The following is a 14,643-nucleotide window of genomic DNA, read 5'->3' as shown; positions in this document are numbered from 1 at the left end:
CGCGGGTCTTCGAAGATGACCGCCATCCTCACGCCTCTGCCCGAAGCCTCCTTCGTCGAATACGAAAACCTCAAGGCGATTCTCGAAGCGGCAAGCCCGCGCATGACCATCAATGTCGTCGGCGAAGTGAAAGCCGGCGAGCGCTCGTTCGCCGTCTACGTGGCCACGCTCGGCTCGTCCGATCCGCGCGCGCCCGCGATCGGTTTTTTCGCCGGCATTCATGGCCTCGAGCGAATCGGCACGCAGTTACTGCTGGACTATATGCGTGTGCTGTTGTGTCGTCTCGAATGGGACCAGCTGCTGCTGCAACAGCTTCAGTCGGTCCGGCTCGTCTTTATGCCGATCGTCAATCCGGGCGGTATGTGGGCTATGACACGTTCGAATCCGAACGGGGTTGATTTGATGAGAAACGCGCCGCAAAGCGCGGAAGGCCGCGTTCCGTTTCTCGCTGGCGGGCAACGCATCGGCCCCTGGCTTCCCTGGTATCGCGGCAGGCGCGGCGCACCAATGGAAGTGGAGGCGGCGTTGATGATACGCGTCGTCGAAGAGGAGTTGATGTCGCGGCCGCTCAGCTTCGCGCTCGACTGCCATTCCGGTTACGGCTTTCGCGACAGCATCTGGTTTCCCTATGCGAAGTCGACGAGGCACATCGCGCATCTGCCCGAGATGTTCGCGCTGAAGGCGATGCTCGAAGGCGCTTACCCACATCACGGCTATCTTTTCGAGCCGCAGAGTCTGCAATACCTCGCTCATGGAGACCTTTGGGACTACGCTTATGACCGTGTTCGCGCCCCGTCGGTTTTCTTGCCGCTTACACTCGAGCTCGGCTCATGGCTCTGGATCAAGGAGAACCCAGTGCAAATCCTGAAGCGCGAGGGCATCTTCAATCCGATCAAAGCGCACCGCACGGAGCGCGTCTTGCGGCGGCATGCGACGCTGTTCGATTTCCTTGCGCGCGCGGCGTATGCGGGCGAGCGCTGGTTACCGCAAGGTGTCGGCCGGCAGCAGTTGATGACGCGAGCGATCGAGCACTGGTACCGGAGGCACAGGCAGTGACGACATGGGTCTTGCTGCGCGGTTTGACTCGCGAGGCGCGGCATTGGGCCGACATGGCCGAGCAACTGCGCGCAAGCGGTCTCGAAGGCGACATCGCTAGCGCCGATCTGCCCGGGACCGGCGTGCATTGGCAGGTTCGTTCGCCCGCGAATGTGCCGGCGTTCGTGGACTTCGTTCGCACCGATCTGCGTTCGCGCGGCTATGTGCCGCCGTTTCGCGTGATCGCGCTTTCGCTCGGAGCGATGGTCGCGCTGGCATGGGCGCAACGCGAGCCGAGCGAGATCGAGCGCCTCGTCGTGATCAATACGAGCATGCGGCCGTTCAATCGGCCTTTCATGCGCCTGCAGCCGCGCGCGCTCCCGGAACTGCTGTGCGCGGCGGTGAACTGGCGCAGCCGGCGGGATGCCGAAACGGCGATCCACAACCTGACTTGCAACCGGCGCGACATGCGCGATACCGATCTGGCCAAATGGATCGCGATCTATCGAAGCGCGCCTGTCAGCCGCGCAAATGCATCGCGCCAGCTTTGGGCGGCGGCGCGCTTCAAGGCGAATGCCGCACCGCCGCAATGTCCTGTCCTCGTGCTGTCGTCGGCGCGCGACGCGCTCGTGCATCCGGCCTGCTCTTCGGCGATCGCGGACGTCTGGCATGCGGAGCACCGGCAGCACCCGTGGGCCGGGCACGACCTGCCCCACGACGACCCGGTATGGCTTGCGAGTTCGATCGCGGGCTGGGCCGCCGCGCTGACCGGAGAAAATGCGGCCAGCCGCGGCTGACCAGGCAGGCGGAGACGCCGGCATTTGCCGGTAGCTGCGGTACCGCGACCGGCGCATAATCGCGGTTGCGAGCAAGAGCAGGCCCGAAATCTGCCCGTCGAACGCGTTGTCGCCCGCCGCGGAGGACATCATGCTGACGAAGAACGAGGAATCGGTTACGCATCTGCTGGACGATGTCGTCGAGCATGCAAGAGGAAGATGGCCCCGAGAGGCTTTCGGACCGATCGAATCGTTCCTGCGCTCCTATTACGAGCTCGTCGACTCGCAGGACATGCAAAGCCGCTCGCTCGCCGATCTCTACGGCGCGGCGATGGCACACTGGCAGCTCGCGCAGAAATTCGTCTCGGGCGCCCAGGTGCTGCGCGTCTATAACCCGGTCGTCGACGAGCACGGCTGGCATTCCGACCATACGATCATCGAAATCGTCAACGACGACATGCCGTTTCTCGTCGACTCGGTGACGATGGAGGTCAATCGGTCTGGGCTCACGCTTCATTCGGGCATGCATCCGGTCTTTCGCGTCTGGCGCGGCGCGAACAGCGCCATTGAGCGGATCGAGCCCGGCGGTGCAGCGCGCGCCGACGACGCGACGGCCGCATCGTCGCATCTCGAGTCGTTCATTCACTTCGAGGTCGACCGATGCGGCGATGCTGCGCGGCTCGCTCAACTGCGCGCCGATATCGCGCGCGTGCTCGGCGACGTGCGCGCCGCCGTGGAGGATTGGCCGCGCATGATGGACGGCGCGAAGCAGACCATCAAGCGCCTCTCCACGCAAGACGCGGGCATGGAAACCGCGGAAGCGCGCGCGTTCCTCGAGTGGATGGTGGCCGACCATTTCACGTTCCTCGGCGTGCGTGACTATGAGCTCGTTTCGCACGGCGACGGTCTCGCTTTGCGCGGCATCGAGGGAACGGGGGCCGGCATTCTGCGAGAAAGCCTGCGTGCGCCCGGCGCTTCCGATACCACGCCGCTGCCTCAAGCCGCGTTGAGTCTCGTCGACGAAACGTCGCCGGTCTTTCTGACCAAGGCGAACTCGCGCGCGACGGTCCATCGTCCCGGCTACCTCGACTACGTGGGCGTCAAACTCTTCGACGAGTCGGGCAAGCTGGCCGGCGAACGGCGCTTTCTCGGGCTCTATACGTCGACGGCTTACACGCTGCCGATCGCCGATATCCCGATCGTGCGCCGCAAGTGCGCGAACATCGTACAGAAGGCGGGCTTTCTCGCGAAGGGCCACCTTTACAAGTCGCTCGTGACAGTATTGGAGCAGTATCCGCGCGACGAGCTTTTTCAAGCCAATGAGGACGAGCTCTACGACATCGCGCTCGGCATTCTGCGGCTGCAGGAGCATCAGCGCACGCGCCTTTTCGTGCGGCGCGATCGCTTCGAGCGTTTCGTTTCGTGTCTGGTCTTCGTCGCACGGGAAAAGTACAACACCGACCTGCGCCGCCGCATCGCCAAGCTGCTCGCCGATGCATTCAACGGCACGAGCGTCGAGTTCACGCCGTTGCTGTCCGAATCGCCGCTCGCGCGCATCCATATCGTCGTGCGGACGGCGGCGGGCGCGTTGCCGCAGGTCGACACGCATGAGCTCGAGTCCCGGCTCGTCCATGTGACGCGGCGCTGGCAGGACGATCTGGCGGCCGCACTGCTTGAACGATTCGGCGAGGAAGAGGGCAATCTGCTGTTGCAGCGCTACGGCGAATCGTTTCCCGCCGGCTATCGCGAGGACTATGCGGCGCGCACCGCCGTGCGCGACATCGAGCTCATCGAAGCGGCGCGTGAGCACAACGTGCTTTCGATGAACCTCTATCGGCCGATCGAAGCCTCCGCGCGCGCCTTTCGGTTCAAGGTCTATCGCGTCGGCCAATCGATCGCGCTCTCGCGCAGCTTGCCGATGCTCGAGCACCTCGGTGTGCGCGTCGAAGAGGAGCGTCCGTATCTGATCGAGCCTCGAGGCTCGACGCCGGCATGGGTGCACGACTTCGGCCTCGAGCTTGCCCATGATGCGGAATTCGACATCGAGCGCGTGAAGGCGCTCTTCGAAGAGGCGTTCGCCGGCGTCTGGAACGGCGAGATCGAGAACGACAACTTCAATCGGCTCGTGCTGCTGGCGGAACTCGGGGCGCGCGAGGTGTCGATTCTGCGTGCGTACGCGAAGTATCTGCGGCAGGTGGGCTCGACGTTCAGCGATGCGTACATCGAGCGGGCGGTGACCGGGAATCCGGCCATCGCGCGCAAGCTCGTCGAGCTCTTTGTCGCCCGTTTCGCGCCGACGGTCGGGCCGGCACGGGCGGCACGGACTGAGGAGCTGCTGCACGAAATCGAAAGCGCACTCGATCAGGTCCCCAATCTCGACGAGGATCGCATTTTGCGTCAGCTCCTCGGCATCATGACGGCGACGCTACGTACGAATTACTTCCGGCGCGATGCGAATGGCCGGCCGCTGCCTTATCTTTCGTTCAAGCTCGATCCCAAACAGGTTCCGGGTTTGCCCGAGCCGAAGCCGATGTTCGAAATATGGGTCTACTCGCCGCGCGTCGAGGGCGTGCATCTGCGCGGCGGGCGCGTGGCGCGCGGAGGATTGCGCTGGTCCGATCGGCGCGAGGATTTCCGCACGGAAGTGCTGGGCCTCATGAAGGCGCAGATGGTAAAGAACACGGTGATCGTACCGGTGGGCTCGAAGGGCGGGTTCGTCGTCAAAAACCCGCCGCCCGCCATCGATCGTGAAGCCGTCATGCGTGAAGGAATCGCCTGCTACCAGACCTTTCTGCGCGGGCTGCTCGACGTGACCGACAATCGCGTCGGCGGGGCCATCGTGCCGCCTCCCGATGTGACGCGGCACGACAGCGACGATCCCTATCTCGTCGTCGCGGCCGATAAGGGCACGGCGACATTTTCGGACTACGCGAACGCGATTGCCCGCGAGTACGGTTTCTGGCTCGACGATGCGTTCGCATCGGGCGGCTCAGTCGGCTACGACCACAAAAAGATGGCCATCACGGCGCGCGGCGCCTGGGAGTCGGTCAAACGCCATTTCCGCGAAATGGGCGTGGATACCCAGACAACGGACTTCACGGCCGTCGGCATCGGCGATATGTCGGGCGACGTGTTCGGCAACGGCATGCTGCTGTCGCGCCATATCCGGCTCGTCGCGGCCTTCGACCATCGGCACATCTTCCTCGATCCCGATCCGGACCCGGAGGCGAGCTTCGTCGAGCGGGAACGTCTTTTTGCGCTCGAACGGTCGAGCTGGGCCGACTATGATACGGCCCGTATCTCGGCCGGCGGCGGAGTCTATCCGCGCACGGCGAAGACGATCGTGCTTTCGCCTGCCGTTCAGGCCTCGCTCGGTGTGCGCGCGCACGCGCTGGCACCGAACGAGCTCATCCGCGCGATTCTGCTCGCACCCGTCGACCTGCTTTACAACGGCGGCATCGGCACCTACGTGAAGGCGACTCACGAAACGCATGCGCAGGTCGGCGATCGAACCAACGACGGCGTGCGCGTCAATGCCGGGGAGCTGCGCGCCAAGGTCGTCGCGGAGGGCGGCAACCTCGGCCTGACGCAGCTCGGGCGCATTGAATATGCCTTGAAGGGCGGCCGCATCAACACCGATGCGATCGACAATTCAGCCGGCGTCGATTGTTCGGATCACGAGGTCAACATCAAGATCCTGCTCGGGCTCGTCGTGGCGGACGGCGAGATGACCGAGAAACAACGCAACGAGCTGCTCGCCGAAATGACGGATGAAGTAGCCCATCTCGTCTTGCGCGACAACTATCAGCAAACGCAGGCGCTCTCGATCGCAAGGCGATATTCGGCCGATTCGTTCGAGGCCGAGGTACGGTTCATGCGCGCGCTCGAGCGGTTGGGGCGCTTGAACCGCGTGATCGAATTCCTGCCGACCGACGAGGACATCGCAGAACGGCAGGCGGCGAAGGGCGGCCTTACCTCGCCGGAACGCGCCGTGCTGCTCGCCTACAGCAAGATGTGGCTCTACGACGAGCTGCTCGAATCGAATCTTCCCGAAGATCCGCTCGTCGCCGACATGCTGCGCGATTATTTCCCGAAGCCGTTGCAGGCGCGCTTCGCCGATGCGAGCGAGCGCCATCCGTTGAGACGCGAGATTCTTGCAACGCATTTGACGAACGCACTCGTCAACCGCGTCGGCTGCGCATTCGTCCATCGGTTACAGGAGGAAACAGATGCTAACGCGAGCGAGATTGTCCGCGCCTGTATCATTGCGCGTGACGTGTTCGACATCGGCCGTCTTTGGGGTCGCATCGATTCACTCGACAATCGTGTCGCGGACGATATTCAGGCGCGCATGTTCGTTGAAGTCGTGCGCCTGATGGAGAATGCGGCGCTTTGGTTCTTGAGGCATTTTCAGGCGCCGGGTCTTGCGCGCGCCGATGCGGCGAGCGTGGCGGCCGTGATCGATCGCTGCCGCGAAGCCGTGCATCGGCTTGCGCCTCAGCTCGATCAGTTGCTGCCGGCCGACGATCTGGAGCGGCTTGCCGAGCGGCGCCGTTCGCTCGAAGAGGCCGGCGTCGATGGCGAGCTCGCGACGCGCGTGGCAAGCGGCGAAATCTCGGCGGCGATGCTCGATATTGCCGATATCGCATCGACGACCGGCAAGCCGCTCGAGCTCGTCGCGGGTGTTTATTTTGCGCTGGGCACCGCCCTCAACCATGGGTTCATTGCCGAGCGCGCGAACGCGCTGCCGACGCATACGCATTGGGACGTGCTCGCACGCGCCGCGGCGCTCGCGGAATTCGCGCGGCTCAAGCGCGCGCTGACGGCCAGCGCGCTCGCCGAGGCAGGCAGCCGCGCCACGGCCGACGCCATCGCGCAAGACTGGCGTGACAAGCGCGCGGCCTCGCTCGAGCGCTATGAACGGCTGATCGCCGAGCAGCGTGGCTCGGGAGGTGCGAGCCTATCGATGCTGCTCGTGCTCGTGCGCGAGATGGCCGCACTCGAACAGGCGTGAACTGTCGGCCGGCACGGACGGTCGTAACGCCAATCGACAAACAATCTGCGGGCGATGCGCGGGCGAGAAGCGTGCGCCAGTGCGCCGCCATTCATGAACTTTCGTTCTTCTATGCGCAAATCCTTTTTTATTGCGTTGCTCTTTTCGTTCATTTGCTCGATCGCCTGCGCAGCGGCGCCGGCGCCGGCAACCGCGTCCGCGCCCGCATCGGCGGCGGCTGCCGCTTCGAACCCGTCTCCGGTCGTCCTGACGCCCGACCAGGCAAAGCATGCGCTCGAGGTGCTCGACGATCCAAAGGCGCGCGCGAAGCTCGCCGATACGCTGCGGGCCATCGCGGCGGCCGGGGCGTTGAGCGCTCCGCCCGCGGCGGCGAGCGCGCCCGCCGCGCCGGCCGCGTCGCCGGCGAGTGCAGCGTCGGCTGTATTGGCGGCCATCGCGGTGAAAAATGGCCTCGTTTCGCAGTTGTCGAGGCAGGCGGCGGTCAGCCTGCGCAGCGCGGGGGATGCGGTCCGGCGGTCGGCAGCGGCATTGCTCGACGTGCACTCGGTCGGCTCGTGGTGGCGCTATGAAATCGCCAGCCCGCAAGGCCGCACGCAACTGCGCGAGCTCGCAAGCACACTGTGCGCCGCGCTATTGCCGGCCTGGCTCATCGGCGCGCTCCTGGCTCGCGCGCTAAGAAGGCGCATCAACGCGCTCGGCGGAAAGATCGAACGCAGCGATGCCGCGTCGACCGGAGGCGTCGATTCAGCCGGCGAAGCCGCGGCCGCGCTGGACGACGTGTCGAAGCAACCCAGCACGTATGGGACCGATGTCGATGCGGAGCAGGCAGCCCGTACTCAACGCAACACCGCGCATGCCACGCGCCAGTGGTCGTTGCTCCAACGCCTGCCTTTCGCACTGCTGCAGACGCTGCTGAAAGCGTTGCCGCTCGTGGTCTCCGTGTTGATCGCGGTCTTCGCGGCATCGATATTGACGGATGACGGCACGGCCGAAGAGCGCGTCATCGATACGCTGATCCAGATCTTCGCTATTGCGCGTCTCGTCTCGCTCGGCTGCGAGCTGCTGTTCGCGGCGGATGCGCCGAAGCTTCGATTGCTGCCGATGTCCGACACGACGGCGACCTTCGTGGAACGTTGGCTCGTGCGGCTGACCGCCGTTCTCGCGCTCGGCATTGCATGCGCGGAGGCGCCCGTTCCGCTCGGCCTCACGCCCGATGCGCACGAGGGCATCGTGAAAGCGGTGACGCTGATCGGGCATATCATGCTCGCGCTGCTGATACTCCAGTTGCGCAAGCCCGTGGCGCAGTGGATCCGGGCGTGGAGCGAGCGTGCGCACGTGTTCGCATTCCTCGGGCATTGGCTCGCGGACGTATGGGCCTATATCGCCGCCTTCGCGGTGATGGCCCTCTGGTTCGTGTGGGCGCTCGATGTGCAAAACGGCTACCGCGTGCTGCTCGATCGCGGCGGCATATCGGTCGCGATCCTGGTCGGCGCGCGGATCGTCGCGATCGTCACATCGGGCGTGCTCGGCCGAATCTTCAGGTCCTCAAACGGCGAATCGGGCTCGATCGCGCTGCAGCGGGCGCACCGTTACTACGCGTTGCTGCGTCGGCTCGCGTCGTTCGTGATTCTGGTCGTGGCGCTCACGTTCGTCTTGTCGGCATGGGACATCCATCCGTGGCAGTCTCTTTTTGCTTCGGACATCGGCAGCCGGCTGCTCTCGGCCTTCGTCACCGTGGCGGTGGCCGCATGTCTTGCGATCGTCGTCTGGGAGACGATCAACGGCGCGATCGAGCGGCGGCTCAAGCGGTGGATGGCGAGGGGCGATCTGCTGCGCGCCGCGCGGTTGCGCACGTTGCTGCCGATGTTCCGTACGACGCTCTTCGTCTGCATCGCGCTCGTGATCGGCTTGACAGGGCTCTCCGAGATCGGCGTGAACGTCGCGCCCTTGCTCGCGGGCGCGAGCATATTCGGTGTCGCGCTCGGCTTCGGCTCGCAAAAGCTCGTGCAGGATTTCATCACGGGGATGTTCCTGCTGATGGAGAATGCCATGCAGGTCGGGGACTGGGTGACGGTCGCCGGTGTCTCCGGCACGGTCGAGTATTTGTCGATACGGACCGTTCGATTGCGCGGTGGCGATGGTTCGCTCTATACGGTACCGTTCAGCTCTGTGACGACGGTCAACAATACGAATCGCGGCCTCGGCAACGCGGCGGTGCGCGTCAGCATTGCGTATGGGCAGGACGTCGAGCTGGCCGCCAAGACACTGCAGGAAATCGGCGCATCGTTGCGTGAAGATCCGCAATTCAAGGACGGCATCGTGTCCGATTTCAGCTTCTGGGGCGTCGATCAAGTCGACGGTGCGATGGTCACGCTGGCGGGCCAGATACAATGCCGCGATTCGGCGCGCTGGCCCGTTCAGCGCGAATTCAACAAGCGTATTCTCGAAACCTTCCGAGAGCGCGGCATCGAGATTGCGAATCCTTTGCGCACGACTATGGTGCCGCCTCCTGCAGGATCGTCGGCTGCAGGGCCTGAAAGCGACGCATCGGGCACGGTAGCCGACGCAGAACGCAAAGAGGAACCCAATGCGGAAGGCAATGCCGAACCAAATAGGGATCCAAAAAATTCAAAAACAGAATCAGAAGCGCAATCCAACGCACCGCGTGAGGCACGCACCGGAAGCATCGAGAGACGAAAGGCATGAGGTGAGGGTGAATGCGCACTTGCCCGGGGTAAGACGGTGAGTGCGCAGGCTGTTTGCGCGTAGCGGGGTGGCGTGCAAATCCGTTTTTTTTTGCTACGGATGCCTTTCGCGGGCCGCTTCTCTATACTCATTCGGCTGACAGCAGCGAGCAGTTCTCGTTAAAGAAATCATTAACAAAAAGGAACGCCTATGCTCACCCGTACCATTTCATCGATCGCGGCCATCACGCTGGCCGCCTGTGCCGCCACGGCCTCGAACGCACAAGACAACGACGATAATTTCGCGGAGTCCGCGTCGCACGGCCGCCCGGTCAAAGTCATGATCGTTTCGATGTTCGCGCCGGAAGGGCAGGTCTGGCTCGATCATCTCGGGCCCTGGGAATCGACACCCGTCGCCGGACTGTCTCCCGACTATCCGGACGTCCACTGCAACAAGCAGGACATCTGCGTGATGACGACGGGCATGGGTCACGCGAACGCCGCGGCCTCGACGATGGCGCTCACGTTCTCCCCGCGGTTCGATTTGCGCCATACCTACTTCCTCGTGGCAGGCATCGCGGGCATCGATCCGCAGCAAGGCACGCTCGGCTCGGCGGCATGGGCGAAATATCTCGTCGACTTCGGCATCCAATGGGAACTCGACGGCCGTGAAATTCCGCCCGGATGGAATACCGGCTATCTCGGCATCAACACGAAGGATCCGACGCAAAAGCCGCCGCTCGACTATCGGACGGAAGTCTTCCAGTTGAATACGGCGCTGGCCGACGCGGCATTCGTGCTATCGCGCAACGTTCAGCTTTCCGACAGTGATGAGGCAAAGGCGGCGCGCGCCAAATATGGTTATGCGCCCGCGGATCTTCCGCCTACCGTCATTCAATGCGATACGCTGGCGGGCGATACCTGGTGGTCGGGCACGCTGCTCGGCGAACGCGCACGCCAGTGGACGAAAATTCTCACCGACGGCAAGGGCGTGTATTGCACGACGCAGCAGGAAGACAACGCGACGTACGAAGCGCTTTCGCGTGCTGCCAATGCGCATCGTGTGGACTTGAGCCGCGTGGCCGTGCTTCGCTCGGGATCGGATTTCGATCGGCCGTACCCGGGCCAGACCAGTGCCGACAACTTGCTCAATTATGCCGCTCAGGGCGGCTTCCAACCCGCTGTCGCGAACCTGTTTCTAGCGGGGAATCCGCTCGTTCAGGATATCGCGACGCATTGGAGCGAATGGCGCCACGGCGTTCCACCGCGCTGATCGCTCCGGCCGCCGCGGCGCGTTGCCGCGGCGGGAACGGCGTCCAAACCGGCGCGTCGCTGTTCCAATGGTCGAGCAGTGACGAATCGGCATCGAACATGTTCGCCTCCAGCTTATTCGCCGGCACGCGCCACGGCGACGCCGTTGTTGCCTTCTTGCAGGGCAAGGCGCTCAGCTTGGGTATGGCCTTGCAGGCTCAGGTTCGGGTACGTCGTCTTGTTGAGCGAGGCCAGCGTGCCGTCGCGCCAGGCGGCGTCGCGTTCAGCGACAACTTCCGCGCGCGTCTTCGTACCGGCGCCGATCCACGATTGATCGTTGTACGTGCCGTTGTGACCGATGCCGCCGTCGGCGAAAGCAGCCGTGCTGGCAAGGAGGGAGGCGAAAAGGGCGGTGGTGACGATGCGCTTCATGATGATGCTCCTGTCGATTGAGGGGCGGCACCGAAGATCGGTACCGCGACAGGTGCAAATTTAGGCGCCTCGGCAATCAGGATAAATACGAGTACTCCGAAATGAATTGTTCTCCAGCAAGAACAATCTCAGGCCATCCATTCGTTCACGACCGGCGTATCGAGGCGCGGCGCCCTTTCGAGTTCTTCGATCGTCCGCTTGCTGCAGGTCGCCTCGAGGCTTTGGCGGCCGCTCAGAAGCGGGCAGCGGTCGAATATTTCCGCTATCCAGTCGACGAAAACGCGCACCTTCGGCGAGAGGTGCCGACTGTGCGGGTAGACGGCCGAAATGGGCATCGGCAGCGGCTTCCACTCGGGCAGCACCTCTTGGAGCGCGCCCGAGCGCAAGTGCGGCAGCACCATGAAGCGCGCCATCTGGATCAGGCCGAACCCTTCGAGTGCGCAGGTGACGTAGGCGTCCGCGTCGTTGACCGAGACAGCGCCCGCCATCTTCACCTCGACTTCCTTGCCGTCGACGAGGAACGCCCAGTCGAGGATGCGCCCCGTTCGGCTCGAGAAATAGTTGACCGCCTTGAACCGGCTCAAGTCCTCGAGCGTCTGCGGCACGCCGGCGCGCGCGAGGTAATCGGGCGATGCGCATGTCACGCCTTCGAAGAGGCCGATACGGCGCGCGACGAGCGAGGAATCCTGCAGCGCGCCGACGCGAATCACGCAATCGACGCCTTCTTGCAATAAATCGACGGGGCGATCGGAAAAGCCGAGTTGCAGATCGATATCCGGATATTGTTTGTGGAATTCGCACAGCGACGGAATTACGATCGTTCGTCCTATCGATCCCGGCATGTCGACCCGCAGCTTGCCGTTCGGCTTCTTGTTGCCGTTCTGCAGACTGCTCTCCGTCTCGTCGATGTCCGCGAGAATGCGGACGCACCGTTCGTAATACGCCGCGCCGTCCGGCGTGAGGCTCAAGCGGCGCGTCGTCCGGTGCATGAGCCTCACGCCGAGGTGAGCCTCCAGATTTTGGATGATGGTCGTCACTGAAGCGCGCGGCAGATCGAGCGTTTCCGCGGCTTTCGTGAAGCTGTTCGTGTCGACCACACGCGTGAACACCTGCATGGCCTGAAGCCGATCCATCTTGGTTTCTCCGAAGAAATAGAAATCGCCGCGTCCGTGCGCGCGTGCCTGCACGAATGCGGTGAATTGTTCAGAGGTGGTGAATTGTGTTGCCGGATTATAGGCATTTATCCGGAGTTTTGCTGAACCCACAATTCGGGTCATTGTGAAACTATCGCGCTTTGCGCGTCCGATCATGCGTTCCACCCCTTCCCGCGGCATGGTTGCGGGCTCCTCGTCAGGCGAGCCGGCGCTCGACGTCAACGAAATCCAGATTGCCGGCTATCAGTCCACGATCGGCTTGCGGCTCTATCGCCGCGCCGGCACACGCGGCTTGCCCGTAGTGCTTTACCTGCACGGCGGCGGATTCGTGCGCGGCTGTCTAGACGATGCCGACGCGGCGGCGCGCCATTTCGCGGAACATTTGTCCGCACTGGTCATATCGGTGGATTACTCGCTCGCGCCGAAACATCCGTTTCCCGCGGCGCTCGAGGACGCCTACCGTGCCGCGCGCTGGGTCGATGCCGTCGGCCGTGTCTTCGGCGCGGGCGGCAAGAAGCTGTTCGTGGTCGGCCATTGCGCCGGCGGCCACATCGCGAACGGGCTGTCGTTCGTCGCGCGCGACCGCGGCGAGGTGCACATCGATGCGCAGGCGCTCTTCAGCCCGATGCTGGATCCGAGCATGACCTGTCTTGCCGACGAAAGCCGTGTTGTGTCGGACATTTCGGCGAGCCAATGCGCGGCAAGCTACCGAGCCTATCTGCCGCAAGCCTTGCAGCGCATGCATCCGTATGCGGCGCCGCTCGAATCGGCAAGGCTCGCCGGCTTGCCGCCGACTTTCATCGCCACGGCCGAGAACGACCTCCTGCATCTCGAGGCGGAGAAATACGCGGCGCGGCTCATCAGCGCCGGCGTGCCGACGCAAGTAGTCCGCTATGCAAGCGCTTCGCACGAGCATGTCGCGCGCGAACGGCAGGCCTTGCACGACGCGGTTTGCTTCTTTCGAAGCCGCCTCGACCAGCCGACCGTCACAGGCCGCTGATCCGAAACGTCATACAACGACGAACAACCAATAACCAACAATCGAAAATCACTAACCGGAGCCTCGTATGTCCAAGCCATTCTTTCGTACACGCATTGCCTATGCGATTGCCGCGGTCATCGTGCTGGCCGGCGTCGGCGTCGTGACCGCCGTGCGCGTCGACGCCAGCAATCCGCCGCCGGCGTCCGCGCCGATGTTGCCCGAGGTCGACGTCGCGACGGTGCTCGAGAAGACGGTGACCGATTGGCAGGAGTATTCGGGCCGCCTCGAAGCGATCGACAAAGTGGACATACGTCCGCAAGTGTCGGGCACGATCGTCTCGGTCAACTTCAAGGACGGCTCGCTCGTGAAGAAGGGCGACGTCTTGTTCGTCATCGATCCGCGCCCCTATGCCGCCGAGGTCGATCGCGCCGAGGCGCAGCTCGCCGCCGCCAAGGCGCAGGAGGGCTACGCGGCGGCCGACTGGCAGCGCGCGCAGCGACTCATCGAGGACAACGCGATCGCGAAGCGCGACTTCGACGAGAAGAAGAACGCCGCGGCTTCGGCGGCGGCGAACGTGAAGGCGGCTGAAGCCGCGCTCGAAACGGCGCGCATCAACCTCGGCTATACAAAGATTGTCGCGCCGGTGTCGGGCCGGGTATCGCGCGCCGAGGTGACGCTCGGCAACGTCGTGTCGGCCGGAGCCAGCTCGGCGCCGCTCACGACGCTCGTTTCCGTGTCGCCGATCTACGCTTCGTTCGACGTCGACGAACAGACTTACCTGAAATACATCGGCCGCGCGCGCACGGGCACCAGTGTGCCTGTCGAGCTCGGGCTTGCGGACGAATCGGGCTATTCGCGCTCGGGCACGATCGCGTCCGTCGACAACCGGCTCGATGTTTCGTCGAGCACGATCCGCGTGCGCGCGCGCTTCGACAACCCGGACGGCACGCTGGTACCGGGCCTCTACGCGCGAATCAAGGTGGGCGGCGGGGCGCCGCATCGGGCACTGCTCGTCGACGAAGCCGCGATCGGTACCGACCAGGACAAGAAATTCGTGTTGGTGGTCGACGCCCAAGGGCGCGTAGGTTACCGGAACGTCTCGCTGGGCCAGCTGCACGGCAATCTGCGCGTGATCACCGCGGGCCTGAACGCGGGCGAGCGGATCATCGTGCACGGCATCCAGCGCGCGCGGCCCGGCGACAGCGTGCGTCCTCACATGATCGCGATGGACGGCGGCGCCGCGAGCGGCGATCAGGCCGACGCGAAGGCGGCTTCGGCCGATTCGTCGAATTCGTGAGTCTCGTAAGACGGCCTT

The 14,643-nt window shown here is 64.0% G+C and carries 9 protein-coding genes; 7 read left to right on the top strand and 2 right to left on the bottom strand.

The window, feature by feature from the left end:
- Positions 1–15 precede the first annotated feature (15 nt).
- From B0G57_RS05515 to B0G57_RS05495, 5 genes are all read left to right on the top strand, one after another.
- Positions 16–1,056, top strand: coding sequence for a M14 family zinc carboxypeptidase (locus tag B0G57_RS05515; RefSeq protein ID WP_018439283.1), 1,041 nt, complete (start codon positions 16–18; stop codon positions 1,054–1,056).
- Entirely contained in the window at positions 1,053–1,832 is a 780-nt protein-coding gene (locus tag B0G57_RS05510) for an alpha/beta fold hydrolase (RefSeq protein ID WP_018439284.1), read from the top strand. Before B0G57_RS05515 ends, B0G57_RS05510 begins: the two co-directional genes overlap by 4 nt.
- A gap of 130 nt (positions 1,833–1,962) precedes the next feature.
- Positions 1,963–6,825 (top strand): NAD-glutamate dehydrogenase, encoded by a 4,863-nt coding sequence (locus tag B0G57_RS05505; protein ID WP_026229402.1) that lies wholly within the window; start codon positions 1,963–1,965, stop codon positions 6,823–6,825.
- Between the two features lie 111 nt (positions 6,826–6,936).
- Positions 6,937–9,531 (top strand): mechanosensitive ion channel family protein, encoded by a 2,595-nt coding sequence (locus tag B0G57_RS05500; RefSeq protein ID WP_020566029.1) that lies wholly within the window; start codon positions 6,937–6,939, stop codon positions 9,529–9,531.
- A gap of 189 nt (positions 9,532–9,720) precedes the next feature.
- A complete protein-coding gene (locus B0G57_RS05495; protein WP_018439287.1) occupies positions 9,721–10,782 on the top strand; it encodes a purine-nucleoside phosphorylase in 1,062 nt (353 codons plus the stop codon).
- Between the two features lie 113 nt (positions 10,783–10,895).
- On the opposite strand, the gene B0G57_RS05490 is transcribed toward B0G57_RS05495, so the two are convergent.
- Both B0G57_RS05490 and B0G57_RS05485 read right to left on the bottom strand, forming a co-directional pair.
- On the bottom strand, positions 10,896–11,192 hold the full coding sequence (locus B0G57_RS05490) for a DUF4148 domain-containing protein (protein WP_018439288.1): 297 nt from the start codon (positions 11,190–11,192) through the stop codon (positions 10,896–10,898).
- Between the two features lie 128 nt (positions 11,193–11,320).
- Positions 11,321–12,325 (bottom strand): LysR family transcriptional regulator, encoded by a 1,005-nt coding sequence (locus B0G57_RS05485; RefSeq protein ID WP_026229404.1) that lies wholly within the window; start codon positions 12,323–12,325, stop codon positions 11,321–11,323.
- A gap of 175 nt (positions 12,326–12,500) precedes the next feature.
- On the opposite strand from B0G57_RS05485, the gene B0G57_RS05480 reads away from it, so the two are divergent.
- Both B0G57_RS05480 and B0G57_RS05475 read left to right on the top strand, forming a co-directional pair.
- Positions 12,501–13,346, top strand: a complete 846-nt coding sequence (locus B0G57_RS05480) for an alpha/beta hydrolase (protein WP_026229405.1) — start codon at positions 12,501–12,503, stop codon at positions 13,344–13,346.
- A gap of 67 nt (positions 13,347–13,413) precedes the next feature.
- Positions 13,414–14,625 carry an efflux RND transporter periplasmic adaptor subunit gene (locus B0G57_RS05475; RefSeq protein ID WP_018439291.1) on the top strand — a complete coding sequence of 404 codons (1,212 nt, stop codon included), beginning with the start codon at positions 13,414–13,416 and terminating at the stop codon, positions 14,623–14,625.
- The last annotated feature ends 18 nt before the right edge of the window (positions 14,626–14,643 follow it).

The sequence above is a fragment of the Trinickia symbiotica genome, assembly GCF_002934455.1.
In the GTDB taxonomy this organism is placed as follows: domain Bacteria; phylum Pseudomonadota; class Gammaproteobacteria; order Burkholderiales; family Burkholderiaceae; genus Trinickia; species Trinickia symbiotica.
Note: the sequence above shows the minus strand (reverse complement) of the source record. Positions and strands in the feature narration are given on the sequence as shown.

Bases quoted from the DNA above. Each gene is read 5' to 3' on its own strand.
- B0G57_RS05515 (WP_018439283.1), top strand. From the start codon at position 16: ATGACCGCCATCCTCACGCCTCTGCCCGAAGCCTCCTTCGTCGAATAC.
- B0G57_RS05505 (WP_026229402.1), top strand. From the start codon at position 1,963: ATGCTGACGAAGAACGAGGAATCGGTTACGCATCTGCTGGACGATGTC.
- B0G57_RS05500 (WP_020566029.1), top strand. From the start codon at position 6,937: ATGCGCAAATCCTTTTTTATTGCGTTGCTCTTTTCGTTCATTTGCTCG.
- B0G57_RS05495 (WP_018439287.1), top strand. From the start codon at position 9,721: ATGCTCACCCGTACCATTTCATCGATCGCGGCCATCACGCTGGCCGCC.
- B0G57_RS05490 (WP_018439288.1), bottom strand. From the start codon at position 11,192: ATGAAGCGCATCGTCACCACCGCCCTTTTCGCCTCCCTCCTTGCCAGC.
- B0G57_RS05485 (WP_026229404.1), bottom strand. From the start codon at position 12,325: ATGGATCGGCTTCAGGCCATGCAGGTGTTCACGCGTGTGGTCGACACG.
- B0G57_RS05480 (WP_026229405.1), top strand. From the start codon at position 12,501: ATGCGTTCCACCCCTTCCCGCGGCATGGTTGCGGGCTCCTCGTCAGGC.
- B0G57_RS05475 (WP_018439291.1), top strand. From the start codon at position 13,414: ATGTCCAAGCCATTCTTTCGTACACGCATTGCCTATGCGATTGCCGCG.